Consider the following 13,039-nt stretch of genomic DNA (forward strand, 5'->3'; position numbering starts at 1 on the left):
CGGCCGCGACCTACGGATCCTGCCATGACTCCACGCCCTTTCCTGCCCCTGCTGCTCACCGCCCTGCTGGCGGCCTGCTCCAGCCCATCCGAAACCCCGCCGGCACAACCGACGGCCCCGACCGTGGTTTCGGACCCGGTAGCCGACGCGCCAACGCCGGCCAATATGCGCGAAGTCTCCGGCGTACTGCGCAATAGCCAAGGGCTGGTCCCGGCTGGCGCCCAGGTGGAAATCGCCCTGCTGGCGGTCAATGCCAAGGGCTTGCCGCAGCGGCTGCTGGCCAGTGAGACGGTGATCGGCAAGGGGGCGCCCCTGGCCTTCCGCCTGCCCTTCAACCCCGGTCTCTTCCCCACTCGTCCGGATCTCAAGGTGGAATTCCACGCCCGCCTGATCCAGGCCGGCCAACTGGCCAGTTTCTTGCCGCCGGTGAACGTAGGCGGGCCGAACAGCCAGAACCTGGGCGAACTGGTGCTGAACCAGACGCCGTGACACCGCCCGCCAGCCTCGCCACCGCCCTGGTGGCACTGCTCGGCGACGCCCGTCTCAGTCTGCAGGCGCTGCCTGGCTGCGACCTGTCGCTGTGGCTGATCGACCCCGCCAACATGGCCCGGGCCTTTTCCCCCGCGGAAACCCAGCGACTGCTGGAGGCGCCACCCTACTGGTGCTTCTGCTGGGCCAGCGGCCTGGCCCTTGCCCAATGGATCGCGGCCCATCCCCAGGCCGTCGCCGGACGCCAGGTACTGGATTTCGGCAGCGGCTCGGGCATCGCCGGCCTTGCCGCCGCGCAGGCAGGTGCCGCGCGGGTGGTCTGCTGCGACCTCGATCCACTGGCCCTGAAGGCCTGCCGCGCCAATGCCGCGGCCAACGATCTCAGGATCGAGACACTGGCTGATCTGCACGCCAGTACCGAACGCTTCGATCTCATCCTCGCCGCCGATGTCCTCTACGACCGCGCCAACCTCTCCCTGCTGGCGCTGTTGCAGGATCGCGCCGAGGCGATACTGCTGGCCGACTCGCGCGTCCGCGACCTCGACCACCCTGGTTTCACCCGTATCGACGAACTGCAGGCCTGCACCTTGCCGGATCTCGCCGAGCCGGATGAATTCCGCCGCGTGACGCTCTATCAAGGCTGAGTCGGGCCACCTTGTTTCCAAGGCCGGCGCCCCCACCTATAGTGCATCTTTCGTTTGCCGAGTCCGCCATGAGCCAGGTCCCCTACATTTTCGACGCCACCCTCGATACCTTTCAGCAACAGGTCATCGATGCCTCCTTCACGACCCCGGTGCTGGTGGACTTCTGGGCCGAGTGGTGCGCGCCCTGCAAGGTGCTGATGCCGCTGCTGGCCAAGATCACCGAGTCCTATGGCGGCGCCCTGCACCTGGCCAAGGTCAACTGTGACATCGAGCAGGAACTGGTGATGAGATTCGGCATCCGCAGCCTGCCCACCGTGGTGCTGTTCAAGGACGGCCAGCCGGTGGACGGCTTCGCCGGCGCCCAGCCCGAATCGGCCATCCGCGCCCTGCTCGAACCCCATGTCCAGGCGCTGCCACCGGCCGAGGAAGATCCGCTGGAGGCTGCCCAGGCGCTGTTCGCCGAGGGTCGTTTCGCCGAAGCCGAAGCGCTGCTCAAGGCCCTGCTGGAGCAGGACAACAGCAACGCCCTGGCGCTGATCCTCTATGCCCGCTGCCTGGCCGAACGCAATGAACTGGACGACGCCCAGGCGGTGCTGGACGCGGTCAAGGGTGACGAACACAAGCAGGCCCTGGCCGGGGCCCGCGCCCAACTGACCTTCCTGCGTCAGGCCGCCAGCCTGCCCGACGTCGCCGAACTCAAGAGCCGCCTGGCCCGCGATGCCGCCGACGATGAAGCCGCCTACCAACTGGCCGTGCAGCAACTGGCCCGCCAGCAATACGAACCGGCACTGGATGGTCTGCTGGAACTGTTCCGCCGCAATCGCGGCTACGGCGACGATCTGCCACGCAAGACCCTGGTACAGGTCTTCGATCTGCTGGGCAACGACCATCCGCTAGTCGCTACCTATCGCCGCCGGCTGTACCAGGCGCTGTACTAAGCCGCTCGGTAATGGCTGCGTCACGCCAGACGCAGCCTTATCCACAACCGTGGTAATTCAAGCGCTGTGGACGATCTGTAGCGTGGAAAACCGCGCAGCGTTTTCCACTGGCCACACGCCAAGCTACCCCTGCCAGATATAGAACTGCGCCTCCCCCACCCGCTCCATGCGCACCTGGGGACTATGCCTCAGCCTTACCAGCAGTTGCTTGGCCACGCCCAGATTACCGGTCAGCTTCTCCAGGGCCACGAGGATATCCGGCCCGCTGAGCCGCCCGGCAGAGCTGAGCAGCTTCACCACCTGATCCCACAGCATATCGCCGCCTGACTTAGGTCCACTGGGCGTAGCGGTCACGGCCGGCGCGGGTGTCTCCGGCGGACGCAGGGCAGCGGCCAGGCGCTGCCAGTCGGCCTCTTCCAGCTCGACCGTCAAATCCACGGGCTGGCTGCCGATGGTTCCGCGGATGCGTACCATGGTGTTCTCCTCGTCTTGCAGAGCCCCATGCTCCCACAGCCATCGACCGACGCCAAACCGAGGTTGCAGCCCGGAAAAGCAACAACATAACATAGCGCCTCACCATCCCTTGGAAGCCGTCCATGCGCCTGCCTCTGCTATCTTTCTGTCTGGCCACCCTCATCGTGCAACCGGTGTTCGCCCACGGCACCCAGGATGAGCACGACGAGCACGAACATGGCGCCCTCGGTGCCCACGTACATGGCGAATCCCATCTCGACCTGGCTCAGACCGACACTGGCCTGGAGCTGCAGTGGAGCAGTCCGGCCGCCGATCTGCTGGGCTTCGAGCACGCGCCGCGCAGCCAAGCGGAAAAGGACGCCGTCGCCGCTCTCCAAGAGACCCTGGCCCAACCCCAGGCGTTGGTGAAGCTGCCGGCCGCCGCCGGTTGCCAATTGGCCAAGGCCAGCGCCGAGAGTCCGCTGTTCGCCAAGGACTCCAGCGCCAGCGGCCATCTGGACGTGGACGCCAGCATGAGCTTCACCTGCAGCAAGCCTGCCGCCCTCGACAGCCTGGATCTCTCCGGCTGGTTCGCCCGCTTCCCCAACAGCCACAGCGTCGAAGTCCAGGCCATCCTCGCCAGCGGCCAAAAAGGTGCCGAACTGACTGCCAAGCAACCGCGGCTGAAATGGTAAGACGGTCGTGACCACCGCGCCCCTGGTCGAGCTCCAGGATCTCGGCTTCGCCTGGCCCGGCCAGGCCGAGTGCCTGGACATTCGGCACTTCAGCCTGGCGCCGGGCGAGACGCTGTTCCTCGAAGGCCCCTCGGGCAGCGGCAAGACCACCCTGCTCGCCCTGCTCGGCGGAGTGCAGCGTCCCAATCGCGGCCAGGTACGGCTGCTCGGCCAGGATCTTGGTCAGCTCGCCACCGCCCGGCGCGACCGCTTTCGCGTCGACCACAGCGGCTTTCTCTTCCAGCAGTTCAACCTGCTGCCCTTTCTCTCGGTGCTGGAAAACGTCCTGCTGCCCTGCCAGTTCTCGGCGCTGCGCCGCGAACGCGCCAGCCAGCGTCATGGCGACCCTCAGGATGCGGCCTTGACCCTGTTGCATGCCCTCGGGCTGACCGACCCCAGTCTGCCCTGGCGCGCCGCCCGCGAGTTGTCCATCGGTCAGCAGCAGCGGGTTGCCGCCGCGCGAGCGCTGATCGGGCAACCGGAGCTGGTGATCGCCGACGAACCCACCTCGGCCCTCGACAGCGACCACCGCGACGCCTTTCTGCAACTGCTGTTCGCCGAGTGCACCGCCGCGGGTGCCGGCCTGCTGTTCGTCAGTCACGACCGCAGCCTGGCAGCGCACTTCGACCGCCACCTGACCCTGGCCCAGCTCAACGCCGCCCGGCCGGAGACCTAGGATGCCGCTCTTCCGTCTGGCCTGGGCCAGCCTGCGCAATCGCCGCGCCACCGCCTTGCTCACCGTCTTCACCATCGCCGTCTCGGTAGCCTTGCTGCTGGGGGTCGAGCGCCTGCGCACCGAGGCCAAGGCTAGCTTCGCCAGCACCATCGTCGGCACCGACCTGGTGGTGGGCGCGCGCTCCGGCGCGGTCAACCTGCTGCTCTATTCAGTGTTCCGCATCGGCAACGCCACCAACAACATCCGCTGGGAAAGCTACGAGAAACTCGCTGCCGATCCCCGCGTCGCCTGGACCATCCCGCTGTCCCTCGGTGACTCCCACCGCGGCTACCGGGTACTGGGCACCGACGGCAACTACTTCGCCCACTATCACTATGGCCGCAACCAACCCCTGCGCCTGGCCCAGGGCCGGCCTTTCGCGGACGTCTTCGAGGTGGTGCTGGGCGCCGAGGTGGCCAAGGCGCTGCACTATCGGCTGGGCGACAGGATCGTGCTGGCCCACGGCATCTCCACCATCAGCCTGACCGAGCACAGCGATCACCCCTTCACCGTGGTCGGCATCCTCGCCCCCACCGGCACCCCGGTCGACCGTACCCTGCACATCCCCCTGACCGGCATGACCGCCCTGCACCTGGATTGGCGCGGTGGCATGCCCGGCCCATCCCTCAGCGACGCCGAGGTGCGCCAGCGCGACCTCACGCCCAAGGACATCACCGCCGCCCTGGTCGGCCTCAAGAGCCGGGTGGCTACCTTCGCCCTCCAGCGCGCCATCAACGACTACAGCGGCGAACCCCTGATGGCCATCCTGCCGGGAGTCGCCCTGCAGGAGCTCTGGGGGCTGCTCGGCACCGCGGAACAGGCGCTGCTGGCGATGTCGCTGTGCGTGGTGCTCACCGGCCTGGTGGGGATGCTCACCGCTCTGCTCGCCAGTCTCAACGAAAGGCGCCGGGAGATGGCCATCCTGCGCTCGGTGGGCGCCCAGCCACGCCACCTGTTCGGTCTGCTGCTGGCCGAAGCGCTCGGCCTTACCCTGGCCGGCTGCCTAGGTGGCCTGGCCTTGCTCTACGGCGCCATCGCCGTCGGACGGCCCTGGCTGCTGGCGGAATACGGCCTGGCATTGCCGCTGGACTGGCCTTCGCTCTACGATTGGCAACTGCTCGGCGGCATCCTGCTCGCGGCCCTGGTGCTCGGCTGCATCCCGGCCTGGCGTGGTTGTCGCCAGGCCCTAACGGATGGCTTGTCCGTGCGCTTGTAGACGAGGCTCCACCATGCGCCTGGTGCTCCTGCTGTTGCTCTGCTGGCTGTCCTGGGCGCAGGCCGAACCCCGCCAACTCGCCTGGCGCGAACTGGTGCCGGCCGATGCACCGCGCTTCAATCCGGGCAGTATCGACCACGGCCTCGGTGAAGACGGCCCGGCCGCTAGCCAGCCCTGGCCGGACGCCCCTACGGTAGCCGCGCTGGACGGTCAGGAAGTGCGCCTACCCGGCTACGTGGTGCCACTGATGGTCACCGAAGAAGGCGAAGTCACCGAATTCCTGCTGGTGCCCTACTACGGTGCCTGCATCCATGTCCCGCCCCCGCCGGGTAACCAGATCGTCTACGTCAAGGGCAGCCACGACCTCTGGCTGTCCAAGCTGCACCTGCCCTACTGGGTGGAAGGCCGCCTGGGCGTGGGTACCCAGCGCAGCGAGGTAGCGGTCGCCGGCTATTGGTTGCAGGCACAGCGTGTCCTTCCCTACATCCTGAAAGGCGATGGCTCCTGAGGGAGATGTCATCTCCCTTGAGCGAGATCAAGAGTCCGCCGCATCGCCTTCGCTAGGCTGCTCCGAGCTTTTTTCAGCGTCTTCGGAGCCCTGCCATGCATCCCCTCTTCCGTCTCAGTCTGCTCGCCCTCGCCCTGGCCGCCCCCTTCGCCCAGGCCCACGAGGCCGGCGACATCATCCTGCGCGCCGGCGCCATCACCGTGGATCCCCACGAGCGCAGCTCCGACGTCAAGATCGATCGGGGCGCCCTGAGCGGCGCCAACCTCGGTGGCAAGGCGGCCATGGACAGCGACACCCAACTGGGCCTCAACGTCGCCTATATGCTCACCGACCACCTGGGCCTCGAGCTGCTGGCGGCCACGCCCTTCGAGCACCAGGTCAACATCAAGGGTACCGGGCTGGACGCCGCCAATGGCAAGCTGGGCAGCCTCAAGCACCTACCGCCGACCCTGAGCCTGGTCTACTACCCGCTGGATGCCAAGGCGAGATTCCAACCCTATGTCGGCGCCGGCCTCAACTACACCTGGATCTATGACGAACACGTCGGCAGCGGCGCCAGCGCGGCCGGCTTCGACAATTTCCGCGCCGACAATTCCTGGGGCTGGGCCGCCCAGGTGGGCGCCGATGTCATGCTCACCGATCGGGTGATGCTCAACGCCCAGATCCGCTACATCGACATCTCGACCACCGCCCACGTCGATAACACCGCCCTAGGCGCCCGCGCCAAGGTCGATCTGGACGTGGATCCCTGGGTGTACATGGTCGGCCTAGGCTATCGCTTCTAGGTTCTGTACGAAAATGCCTGTGCTCGGTGATGCTTCGTTGAAAAAGGCTTCGAAATGCTCATTTACCGCTCGTAAACTCCGCTTCCTCAGCCTTTTTCGCCTCGCCTGACCTTCGCTCGGCGACTTTTCGTACAGAACCTAAGCCAAGGCAGGCGCGCGATCTATCGTAGGTTGGCGCTGAGAAAGCTCCACCGGCGAAGCCCGACAGGCCAGGGTGTGCCCCTGGCTCCAGTCGCTAGTCCCGCAACAACGCCGCCAATCCAGCGCCCATGCTCGTGGGGCGACTGAAATCGAAGCGCTCGCGCAGGCGGCGGTTATCCGCCTTCGAATGGCGGATGTCACCCGAACGCGCCGCGCCATGGGTCACCTCTGGCAGGCCACCGAGCACCTGGCCGATCTCGGCCAGCAGAGCGTTCAGGCTGATGGTCTCGCCACGTCCGACATTCACCGCACCGGCCGCGACCTCGGGCGCTTCCAGCGCCTGCACCAGGATGTCGACCAGATCGGCCACGTAGACGAAGTCGCGGGTCTGCTCGCCATCGCCGAACACCATGATCGGCGTCTGGCGCCGCGCCCGCTCGGTGAAGATGCTAATCACCCCCGAATAGGGCGAAGACGGATCCTGCCGCGGGCCGTAGATGTTGAAGAAACGGAAGATCGCCGGCTCCAGGCCGTGCTGGCGGCGATAGAAATCGAAGTAATACTCGCCGGCCAGCTTGTCGGCCGCATAGGGCGTGAGCGGCGCCTTGGGTAGCTCTTCGTCAATGGCCTGGCCCTGGCCGTTGGCGCCATATACCGCCGCGCTGGAGGCATAGACCACCCGCTTGATCCCGGCCTTGCGCATGGCCTCGCAGAGATTCAGGGTGCCGATGAAATTGGCCTTGTGGGTACCGACCGGATCCTCGACGGACGCCTGCACCGAGGCTACCGCTGCCAGATGCACCACCGCCGCGCAGCCCGCTACCGCGGCTTCCAGCGTCGCGGCATCGGCCACGTCGCCTACCCGCAACTGCAGGCGCTCATCGTCGAGACGCAGATTCTCGCGCTTGCCAGTACTGAGGTCGTCCAGTATCCGCACGCGCTGGCCACGGGCTAGCAGCGCATCCGCCAGGTGCGAGCCGATGAAACCGGCACCGCCAGTGATCAGAATGGGCGCATCACTCATCGAAACCTACCTCGTCCTGCCGAAAGCCCTGCAACAACGCCGGCAACTCCTGCTGCCAGCGTCGCGCCTTGATCCCGAAGGTGTTGAGCAGCTTGCGGCTGATCAACACCCCATGTTGTGGCTCCTCCGCGGCATCCGCGCGCTCCTGGTGCGGCACGTCCTGCCATTCGCAATGCACCGGCCGGTCGAACTCCTGCCAGAGCGTGGCGAGGGTCTCGGCCAGGCCCAACTCCGAGACCGCTTCCTGGGCCCCGTAGTGATAGGTCCCCCATAGCGGCGCCCCGCAATCGAGCTGCTTGACGATGGCCAACAGCACCCGGGCGGCATCGCCCACAGTGGTCGGATTGCCACGCCGATCGCCCGACCGCGGAACGACCTGCTCGTCATTCATTTGCCGCAGCAGGCGTCCCAGGCGGCCGTCCATCGAGTCGTCCAGCACCCAGCCCAGGCGCAGCAGGATATGCATCGGGCAGAGAGCACGCACCAGTTGCTCGACCCGCCAGAGCGCCTCACCACGCGCGCCCGGAGGCCGCGGAAGGTCTTTTTCACTATAGCCGGCTACGCGCGAGCCATCGAAAAGCCGATAACTGGACGGCTGGATCAGCGGAATCTGGTAGTGCTGGCAGAGGCCGGCCAGCCGCTGCACCGCCAGCGCCTGGCGCTGCATCGTGGCGGGATCGAAATCCGCCGCCTGCAACCAATCGTGGTAATAGGCGAGATTGATCACGGCACCCGGACGGACGCGGTCCAGCGCCTCGGTCAGGCCGGCGGCATACCAGCCTTCCGCCGGCATTTCAGGAGCGATGAATTCGATGCCTGCTTCGGCACCTGCGGTCAGCAGCGCCTTGCCCAGGGCGCTCTCCCCGCCCACTACTAGAAGACGCATACGCATGAGTCGAAACAGCCTTCAAACCAGCAAAAACGGACGTCGAGGAATTCGACGCAGACCGGCCAACATAGCGCGTCGCGCAGGCCTTGCTCAAGCATCGGCCGTGCTCAGGGCGGGCTGCTCACGGGTTTGTTCGCGCAAGGTATGGTTGGCAGCGCTCTTGAGATTGGGCAGCAACCGGCAGATCAGCGCCAGCTGAGTGCAGACCAGCCGATAGCCATCGTCGTTGCCGTCCGCCGCAGCCTCCAGCTCATCGGCCAGGGTACTTTCTTCCTCGGCGGTTGGCGGCAGGCTGCGCCGCTCCGCCACTGCGGCGGCGATGGCCTCCATGCCCTCGGCGATCCGGGTTACGGCGCGCTCCACCAGGGCATCGTGCTCGGCCGCCTCCAACTGACGCCGATGCGCCCCCAGGGCCGACAGATAACCCAGCAGCGTATTGGATAGGGCCAGATAGCGAAAACCGGCTTCCAGATTGCGGCGGAAATGCCCGGGATCACGCAGCATGTTGGCCAGCGCCGCCGAGAGCGTCGCATCGGCGTTATGGGCATTACGACGTGCCACACGATAGTCGAGATCGTCGCGCTTGCCGGTCCGATATTGCTCGTGCAGGCGGCGCAGGTAGAGGGCATTGGTGCGTAGCGTGTTGGCCATCACCTGGTGCAACCGTCGCCCCTGCCAGTCCGGCAAGATGAAGAACACCGCCAGTACTGCGATCAGACAGCCCATCAGGGTGTCCAGCAGGCGCGGCCAGATCAGCATGAAACCATTGCCCACCTGGTTGAAGCAGAACAGCACCATCAGGGTGATGGCAGCAGTGGCGACGGTGTAGCGATCCGTCCGCGTGATGAAGAACACCAATCCCCCCACCAGTGCCAGCAGCAGCTGGATTTCCGGCTGGGTGAACAATTCCAGCAAGGCACTGCCCAGCAGCAGCCCGATCACCGTGCCCACGATTCGCTGCACCAGCCGCACCCGGGTCGCCCCATACTGCGGCCGACAGACGAACACCGTGGTCAACAGGATCCAGTAACCGTTCACCGGATGGATCAGGTGCAACACCCCATAGCCGATCATCAGCGCCAGGGCCATGCGCAGGCCGTGACGGAACAGCAGCGAGGTCGGCGTGAGTTGTAGACGGATGCGCTGGAAGACTTCCCGCAGCGAGCGCGCGGACGGGTCGAGCAGACTGGTGTCGAGATCCGCTGCCCCCGAATCGCTGGTGCCCGCTTCGGAAAACTGCCGCTCCAGGGTCGAAAGGTTGTGGCCGAGCAGATCCAGCGAGCGCAACAGACTGCGCCAGCGCGGATTCTGCTGCTGTTTGAGGTATTCCAGCGACGCCTGTAGATCAATCAATCCCTGCTGGCTCTGCTGGCCGTACTCGAAGGGCTGACCGAGTCTGATCGCCTCGCCCAGGTTGAAGCAGGCACTGGCCTGCAACTTGAGCAGGCGCTGGCAGCGAAACAGGATATCGCTATGGAAGAAGGCCTCGGTGAGCGCACTGTAGGGATAGTGCGACGAGCTGGCACGCTCGTGGATGTCCTGGGCCATGAAATACAGCCGGAAATAGCGGCCCGAGCGCGCACCGGGCCGCCCCGAGCGGCCGAAGCGATTGAGAATGGTCGCCTTGGCCTGGTTCAGCGCCTGCACCACCTTGCCATTCTGCTGCGCCAGCAGCACGCGCCGTTGATGCAGGTCGACACCCCGCACCGGCTCGAGCATCTCGGCCTTGAGCTTCAGGAAGATGCCCAGCTCGCCATAGAGCGCGAACAGATTCTGGCGCACGGGCTGATGAGCGAACAGCGCGCACCACAGCACCGACAGAACGCCATACCACAGGGCACCAGCTAGCAGATGTGCTGGCTCGTACCATAGCGGCATCTGCGTTCCCAGCCGTTGATCCACCCCGATCATGGCGTAGATCGACAGAATCACCGTGGCCTGCGCGATGGACGCATAGCGCTCGCCGATGGCGCCGAGCATGGTCAGGCTGAACGTAGCGAGTCCCAGCCCCACCACGAAGATCCAGGGATAGGGGAACAGCAACTCCACCGAGAAGGCCGCTACGGCAAAACACAGCAGCGTCACCACCAGCGACTTGAGCCGGCCCAGCCAGCTGTCGTCGGTCTCCGCCAGAGCACTGGCGATGATGCCAAGGAACACCGGCGACAGCGCACGCAGATCGCCCAGCGACCAGCAGACGGCCATGGCGCCACTCAGGGCGACAAAGACGCGCACGCCATAGCTGGCTTTTTCATGCGCCCACAATTGGCGCAAAGACACTCCGAACAGAGTCATGACGGGAGAGCTAGCCTCGAGTTTTCGCGCTTGATGCGAACCTTAGCATTGCGACGTCGCCAGAGGCGTCCGAGACAGCCTTTCCACGATTTTTTTAACGGACGAAAAAAAGCCCGGCATCAGCCGGGCCTTTTCTAGGCCTGTATCAGGCCACTTCGCTAGGATCTATACCCAAGCCCTTGGCCACACCCGTGCCGTAGGCAGGGTCGGCCTTGAGGAAATGACCGATCTGGCGCAGCTGGACGCCACGGGTCACCGAACCCAGGGCGCCGACGATATTGCCGATCAGCAAGGCCTGCTGGTCAGGGTTCATCAGGCGGAACAGTGCCCCGGCCTGACTGTAATAGTCCTCGTCCACCCGGTGATCGTAGCGATCGGCCGGGCCGGCGAAGTTCAGCGCCGGCTCGCGGTATTGCGGCGCCTGCTTGGGCGTATGACCATAGCTGTTCGGCTCGTAGTTGGGCAGGGAACCACCATTGCCATCGAAACGCATGGCGCCGTCACGCTGGTTGTTGGCATAAGGGCAGCGCGGGGCGTTGACCGGCAGCTGCTGGTAGTTGGTCCCCACCCGATAGCGCTGGGCATCGGCATAGGCGAACACCCGGCCTTGCAACATGCGATCCGGCGACAGGCCCACACCCGGCACCACGTTACTCGGCGCGAAAGACGCCTGCTCCACTTCGGCGAAGTAGTTCTGTGGATTGCGGTTGAGCTCCAGTACGCCGACTTCCTGCAGCGGATAGTCCTTCTGCGACCACACCTTGGTCACGTCGAAGGGGTTCTCAACGCGGCCAGCCGCTTCCTGCTCGCTCATCACCTGAATGCACATCGTCCAGCGCGGGAATTCGCCGCGCTCGATGGCCTGGAACAGGTCGCGCTGGCTGTAATCAGGATCGGTGCCGGCCAAACGGGCCGCCTCGGCCGGCGCCAGGTTCTTGATGCCCTGCTGGCTCTTGAAGTGGAACTTCACGAAGTGCCGCTCACCCTGGGCATTGATCAGGCTGAAGGTGTGGCTACCGAAGCCATGCATGAAGCGATAGCCATCCGGAATACCGCGATCCGAGAACAGGATGGTGACCTGGTGCAGCGACTCCGGCGACAGCGACCAGAAATCCCACATCATCTGCGGGCTTTTCAGGTTGCTCCAGGGATCGCGCTTCTGGGTATGGATGAAGTCCGGAAACTTGAGCGGATCGCGGATGAAGAACACCGGGGTGTTGTTGCCGACGATGTCCCAGTTGCCTTCTTCGGTATAGAACTTCAAGGCGAAACCTCGGGGATCGCGCTCGGTATCCGCCGATCCCCGCTCACCACCCACGGTGGAGAAACGCAGAATGGTTTCGGTCTGCTTGCCCACGCTGGCGAACAGCTTGGCGCTGGTCAGGTGCGTGATGTCCTGGGTCACAGTAAAGGTGCCGTAGGCAGCAGAGCCCTTGGCATGAACGCGGCGCTCGGGAATGACTTCGCGATTGAAGTGCGCCAGCTTCTCGACTAGATGGAAATCGTCGAGCATCAGCGGGCCACGGGGACCGGCGGTGCGAGAATTCTGGTTATCGGCCACCGGTATGCCGCTGGCAGTGGTAAGGATCTTGGTATCGGTCACGGACTGTCTCCCTCTGGATAGCGTTGGCTAATCGCGCCTGGGAGAAGTATCGCCAAGGCAATACTTTAGGACTAATTTATTGATCCTAGCGACCTGATAGAAATAACCGAAACGCTTTCACTACGGCACCCAAGCCGTCGGCCAAACGCCGGGCATGAAAAAGCCGGGCAAGCGCCCGGCTTTTTCAGGAACGAGACTGCTTACTCAGCAGCCTGCTCCACGGTACCACCGACCGGACGGTCGATCAGCTCGACGTACGCCATGGGGGCGTTGTCGCCGGCGCGGAAACCGCACTTCAGGATACGCAGGTAGCCACCCGGACGGTTGGCGTAGCGCTTACCCAGGTCGTTGAACAGCTTGCCAACGGCAGCTTTCGAACGGGTACGGTCGAAAGCCAGACGACGGTTGGCGACGCTGTCTTCCTTGGCCAGGGTGATCAGCGGCTCGGCAACGCGGCGCAGTTCCTTGGCTTTCGGCAGGGTAGTTTTGATCAGCTCGTGCTCGAACAGCGACACAGCCATGTTCTGGAACATGGCCTTGCGGTGTGCGCTCGTGCGGCTCAGATGACGACCACTTTTACGATGACGCATGATTGAAATTCCTTC

General features: G+C 65.0%; 14 protein-coding genes. 8 read left to right on the plus strand and 6 right to left on the minus strand.

Going from position 1 to position 13,039, the window contains the following annotated elements; translation table 11 throughout:
- Window positions 1-24 precede the first annotated feature (24 nt).
- The 3 genes from CCZ28_RS13960 to trxA all read left to right on the plus strand — a co-directional run bounded on the left by CCZ28_RS13960 (window position 25) and on the right by trxA (window position 2,071).
- Complete coding sequence (locus tag CCZ28_RS13960; protein WP_140218944.1) at window positions 25-489, plus strand: YbaY family lipoprotein; 465 nt, start codon at window positions 25-27, stop codon at window positions 487-489.
- On the plus strand, window positions 486-1,133 hold the full coding sequence (locus tag CCZ28_RS13965) for a class I SAM-dependent methyltransferase (RefSeq protein WP_140218946.1): 648 nt from the start codon (window positions 486-488) through the stop codon (window positions 1,131-1,133). Before CCZ28_RS13960 ends, CCZ28_RS13965 begins: the two co-directional genes overlap by 4 nt.
- Before the next feature lie 68 nt (window positions 1,134-1,201).
- The gene (gene trxA / locus CCZ28_RS13970) at window positions 1,202-2,071 is read left to right on the plus strand and encodes a thioredoxin (protein WP_140218948.1); all 870 of its coding nucleotides are present in this window, start codon (window positions 1,202-1,204) and stop codon (window positions 2,069-2,071) included.
- Between the two features lie 123 nt (window positions 2,072-2,194).
- Here the strand turns inward: trxA and CCZ28_RS13975 are convergent, their stop codons facing one another.
- Window positions 2,195-2,545, minus strand: coding sequence for a hypothetical protein (locus CCZ28_RS13975; RefSeq protein ID WP_140218950.1), 351 nt, complete (start codon window positions 2,543-2,545; stop codon window positions 2,195-2,197).
- A gap of 122 nt (window positions 2,546-2,667) precedes the next feature.
- Here CCZ28_RS13975 and CCZ28_RS13980 point away from each other — a divergent pair, with 122 nt between their 5' ends.
- The 5 genes from CCZ28_RS13980 to CCZ28_RS14000 all read left to right on the plus strand — a co-directional run bounded on the left by CCZ28_RS13980 (window position 2,668) and on the right by CCZ28_RS14000 (window position 6,482).
- Complete coding sequence (locus CCZ28_RS13980; protein ID WP_140218952.1) at window positions 2,668-3,219, plus strand: DUF2796 domain-containing protein; 552 nt, start codon at window positions 2,668-2,670, stop codon at window positions 3,217-3,219.
- Window positions 3,220-3,226: 7 nt separating this feature from the next.
- Entirely contained in the window at window positions 3,227-3,934 is a 708-nt protein-coding gene (locus tag CCZ28_RS13985; RefSeq protein WP_140218954.1) for an ABC transporter ATP-binding protein, read from the plus strand.
- A gap of 1 nt (window position 3,935) precedes the next feature.
- On the plus strand, window positions 3,936-5,189 hold the full coding sequence (locus tag CCZ28_RS13990) for an ABC transporter permease (RefSeq protein ID WP_140218956.1): 1,254 nt from the start codon (window positions 3,936-3,938) through the stop codon (window positions 5,187-5,189).
- Window positions 5,190-5,202: 13 nt separating this feature from the next.
- Window positions 5,203-5,697: a DUF3299 domain-containing protein gene (locus tag CCZ28_RS13995; RefSeq protein ID WP_140218958.1), complete on the plus strand. Its 495-nt coding sequence runs from the start codon at window positions 5,203-5,205 to the stop codon at window positions 5,695-5,697.
- Window positions 5,698-5,792: 95 nt separating this feature from the next.
- On the plus strand, window positions 5,793-6,482 hold the full coding sequence (locus CCZ28_RS14000; protein WP_140218960.1) for an OmpW/AlkL family protein: 690 nt from the start codon (window positions 5,793-5,795) through the stop codon (window positions 6,480-6,482).
- A gap of 235 nt (window positions 6,483-6,717) precedes the next feature.
- Here CCZ28_RS14000 and CCZ28_RS14010 read toward each other — a convergent pair whose 3' ends face one another.
- The 5 genes from CCZ28_RS14010 to rplQ form a co-directional block, all read right to left on the minus strand.
- The gene (locus CCZ28_RS14010; RefSeq protein ID WP_140218962.1) at window positions 6,718-7,647 is read right to left on the minus strand and encodes an NAD-dependent epimerase/dehydratase family protein; all 930 of its coding nucleotides are present in this window, start codon (window positions 7,645-7,647) and stop codon (window positions 6,718-6,720) included.
- Window positions 7,640-8,539 carry a sugar nucleotide-binding protein gene (locus CCZ28_RS14015; RefSeq protein WP_205894585.1) on the minus strand — a complete coding sequence of 300 codons (900 nt, stop codon included), beginning with the start codon at window positions 8,537-8,539 and terminating at the stop codon, window positions 7,640-7,642. Before CCZ28_RS14015 ends, CCZ28_RS14010 begins: the two co-directional genes overlap by 8 nt.
- Before the next feature lie 87 nt (window positions 8,540-8,626).
- Window positions 8,627-10,831: a YccS family putative transporter gene (yccS, locus tag CCZ28_RS14020; RefSeq protein WP_205894586.1), complete on the minus strand. Its 2,205-nt coding sequence runs from the start codon at window positions 10,829-10,831 to the stop codon at window positions 8,627-8,629.
- Window positions 10,832-10,976: 145 nt separating this feature from the next.
- Window positions 10,977-12,434: a catalase gene (locus tag CCZ28_RS14025; protein ID WP_140218966.1), complete on the minus strand. Its 1,458-nt coding sequence runs from the start codon at window positions 12,432-12,434 to the stop codon at window positions 10,977-10,979.
- 200 nt (window positions 12,435-12,634) lie between these two features.
- On the minus strand, window positions 12,635-13,024 hold the full coding sequence (gene rplQ / locus CCZ28_RS14030) for a 50S ribosomal protein L17 (protein ID WP_007161227.1): 390 nt from the start codon (window positions 13,022-13,024) through the stop codon (window positions 12,635-12,637).
- Window positions 13,025-13,039: the final 15 nt, after the last annotated feature.

Source organism: Pseudomonas oryzihabitans, from assembly GCF_006384975.1.
GTDB lineage: Bacteria > Pseudomonadota > Gammaproteobacteria > Pseudomonadales > Pseudomonadaceae > Chryseomonas > Chryseomonas psychrotolerans_B.

What these genes read in the sequence shown, in the direction of transcription:
- CCZ28_RS13975 (WP_140218950.1), bottom strand. Translation starts at nt 2,545, where the DNA reads ATGGTACGCATCCGCGGAACCATCGGCAGCCAGCCCGTGGATTTGACG.
- CCZ28_RS13980 (WP_140218952.1), top strand. Translation starts at nt 2,668, where the DNA reads ATGCGCCTGCCTCTGCTATCTTTCTGTCTGGCCACCCTCATCGTGCAA.
- CCZ28_RS14015 (WP_205894585.1), bottom strand. Translation starts at nt 8,539, where the DNA reads ATGCGTATGCGTCTTCTAGTAGTGGGCGGGGAGAGCGCCCTGGGCAAG.
- yccS (WP_205894586.1), bottom strand. Translation starts at nt 10,831, where the DNA reads ATGACTCTGTTCGGAGTGTCTTTGCGCCAATTGTGGGCGCATGAAAAA.
- CCZ28_RS13995 (WP_140218958.1), top strand. Translation starts at nt 5,203, where the DNA reads ATGCGCCTGGTGCTCCTGCTGTTGCTCTGCTGGCTGTCCTGGGCGCAG.
- CCZ28_RS13960 (WP_140218944.1), top strand. Translation starts at nt 25, where the DNA reads ATGACTCCACGCCCTTTCCTGCCCCTGCTGCTCACCGCCCTGCTGGCG.
- CCZ28_RS14000 (WP_140218960.1), top strand. Translation starts at nt 5,793, where the DNA reads ATGCATCCCCTCTTCCGTCTCAGTCTGCTCGCCCTCGCCCTGGCCGCC.
- trxA (WP_140218948.1), top strand. Translation starts at nt 1,202, where the DNA reads ATGAGCCAGGTCCCCTACATTTTCGACGCCACCCTCGATACCTTTCAG.
- rplQ (WP_007161227.1), bottom strand. Translation starts at nt 13,024, where the DNA reads ATGCGTCATCGTAAAAGTGGTCGTCATCTGAGCCGCACGAGCGCACAC.
- CCZ28_RS14010 (WP_140218962.1), bottom strand. Translation starts at nt 7,647, where the DNA reads ATGAGTGATGCGCCCATTCTGATCACTGGCGGTGCCGGTTTCATCGGC.
- CCZ28_RS13990 (WP_140218956.1), top strand. Translation starts at nt 3,936, where the DNA reads ATGCCGCTCTTCCGTCTGGCCTGGGCCAGCCTGCGCAATCGCCGCGCC.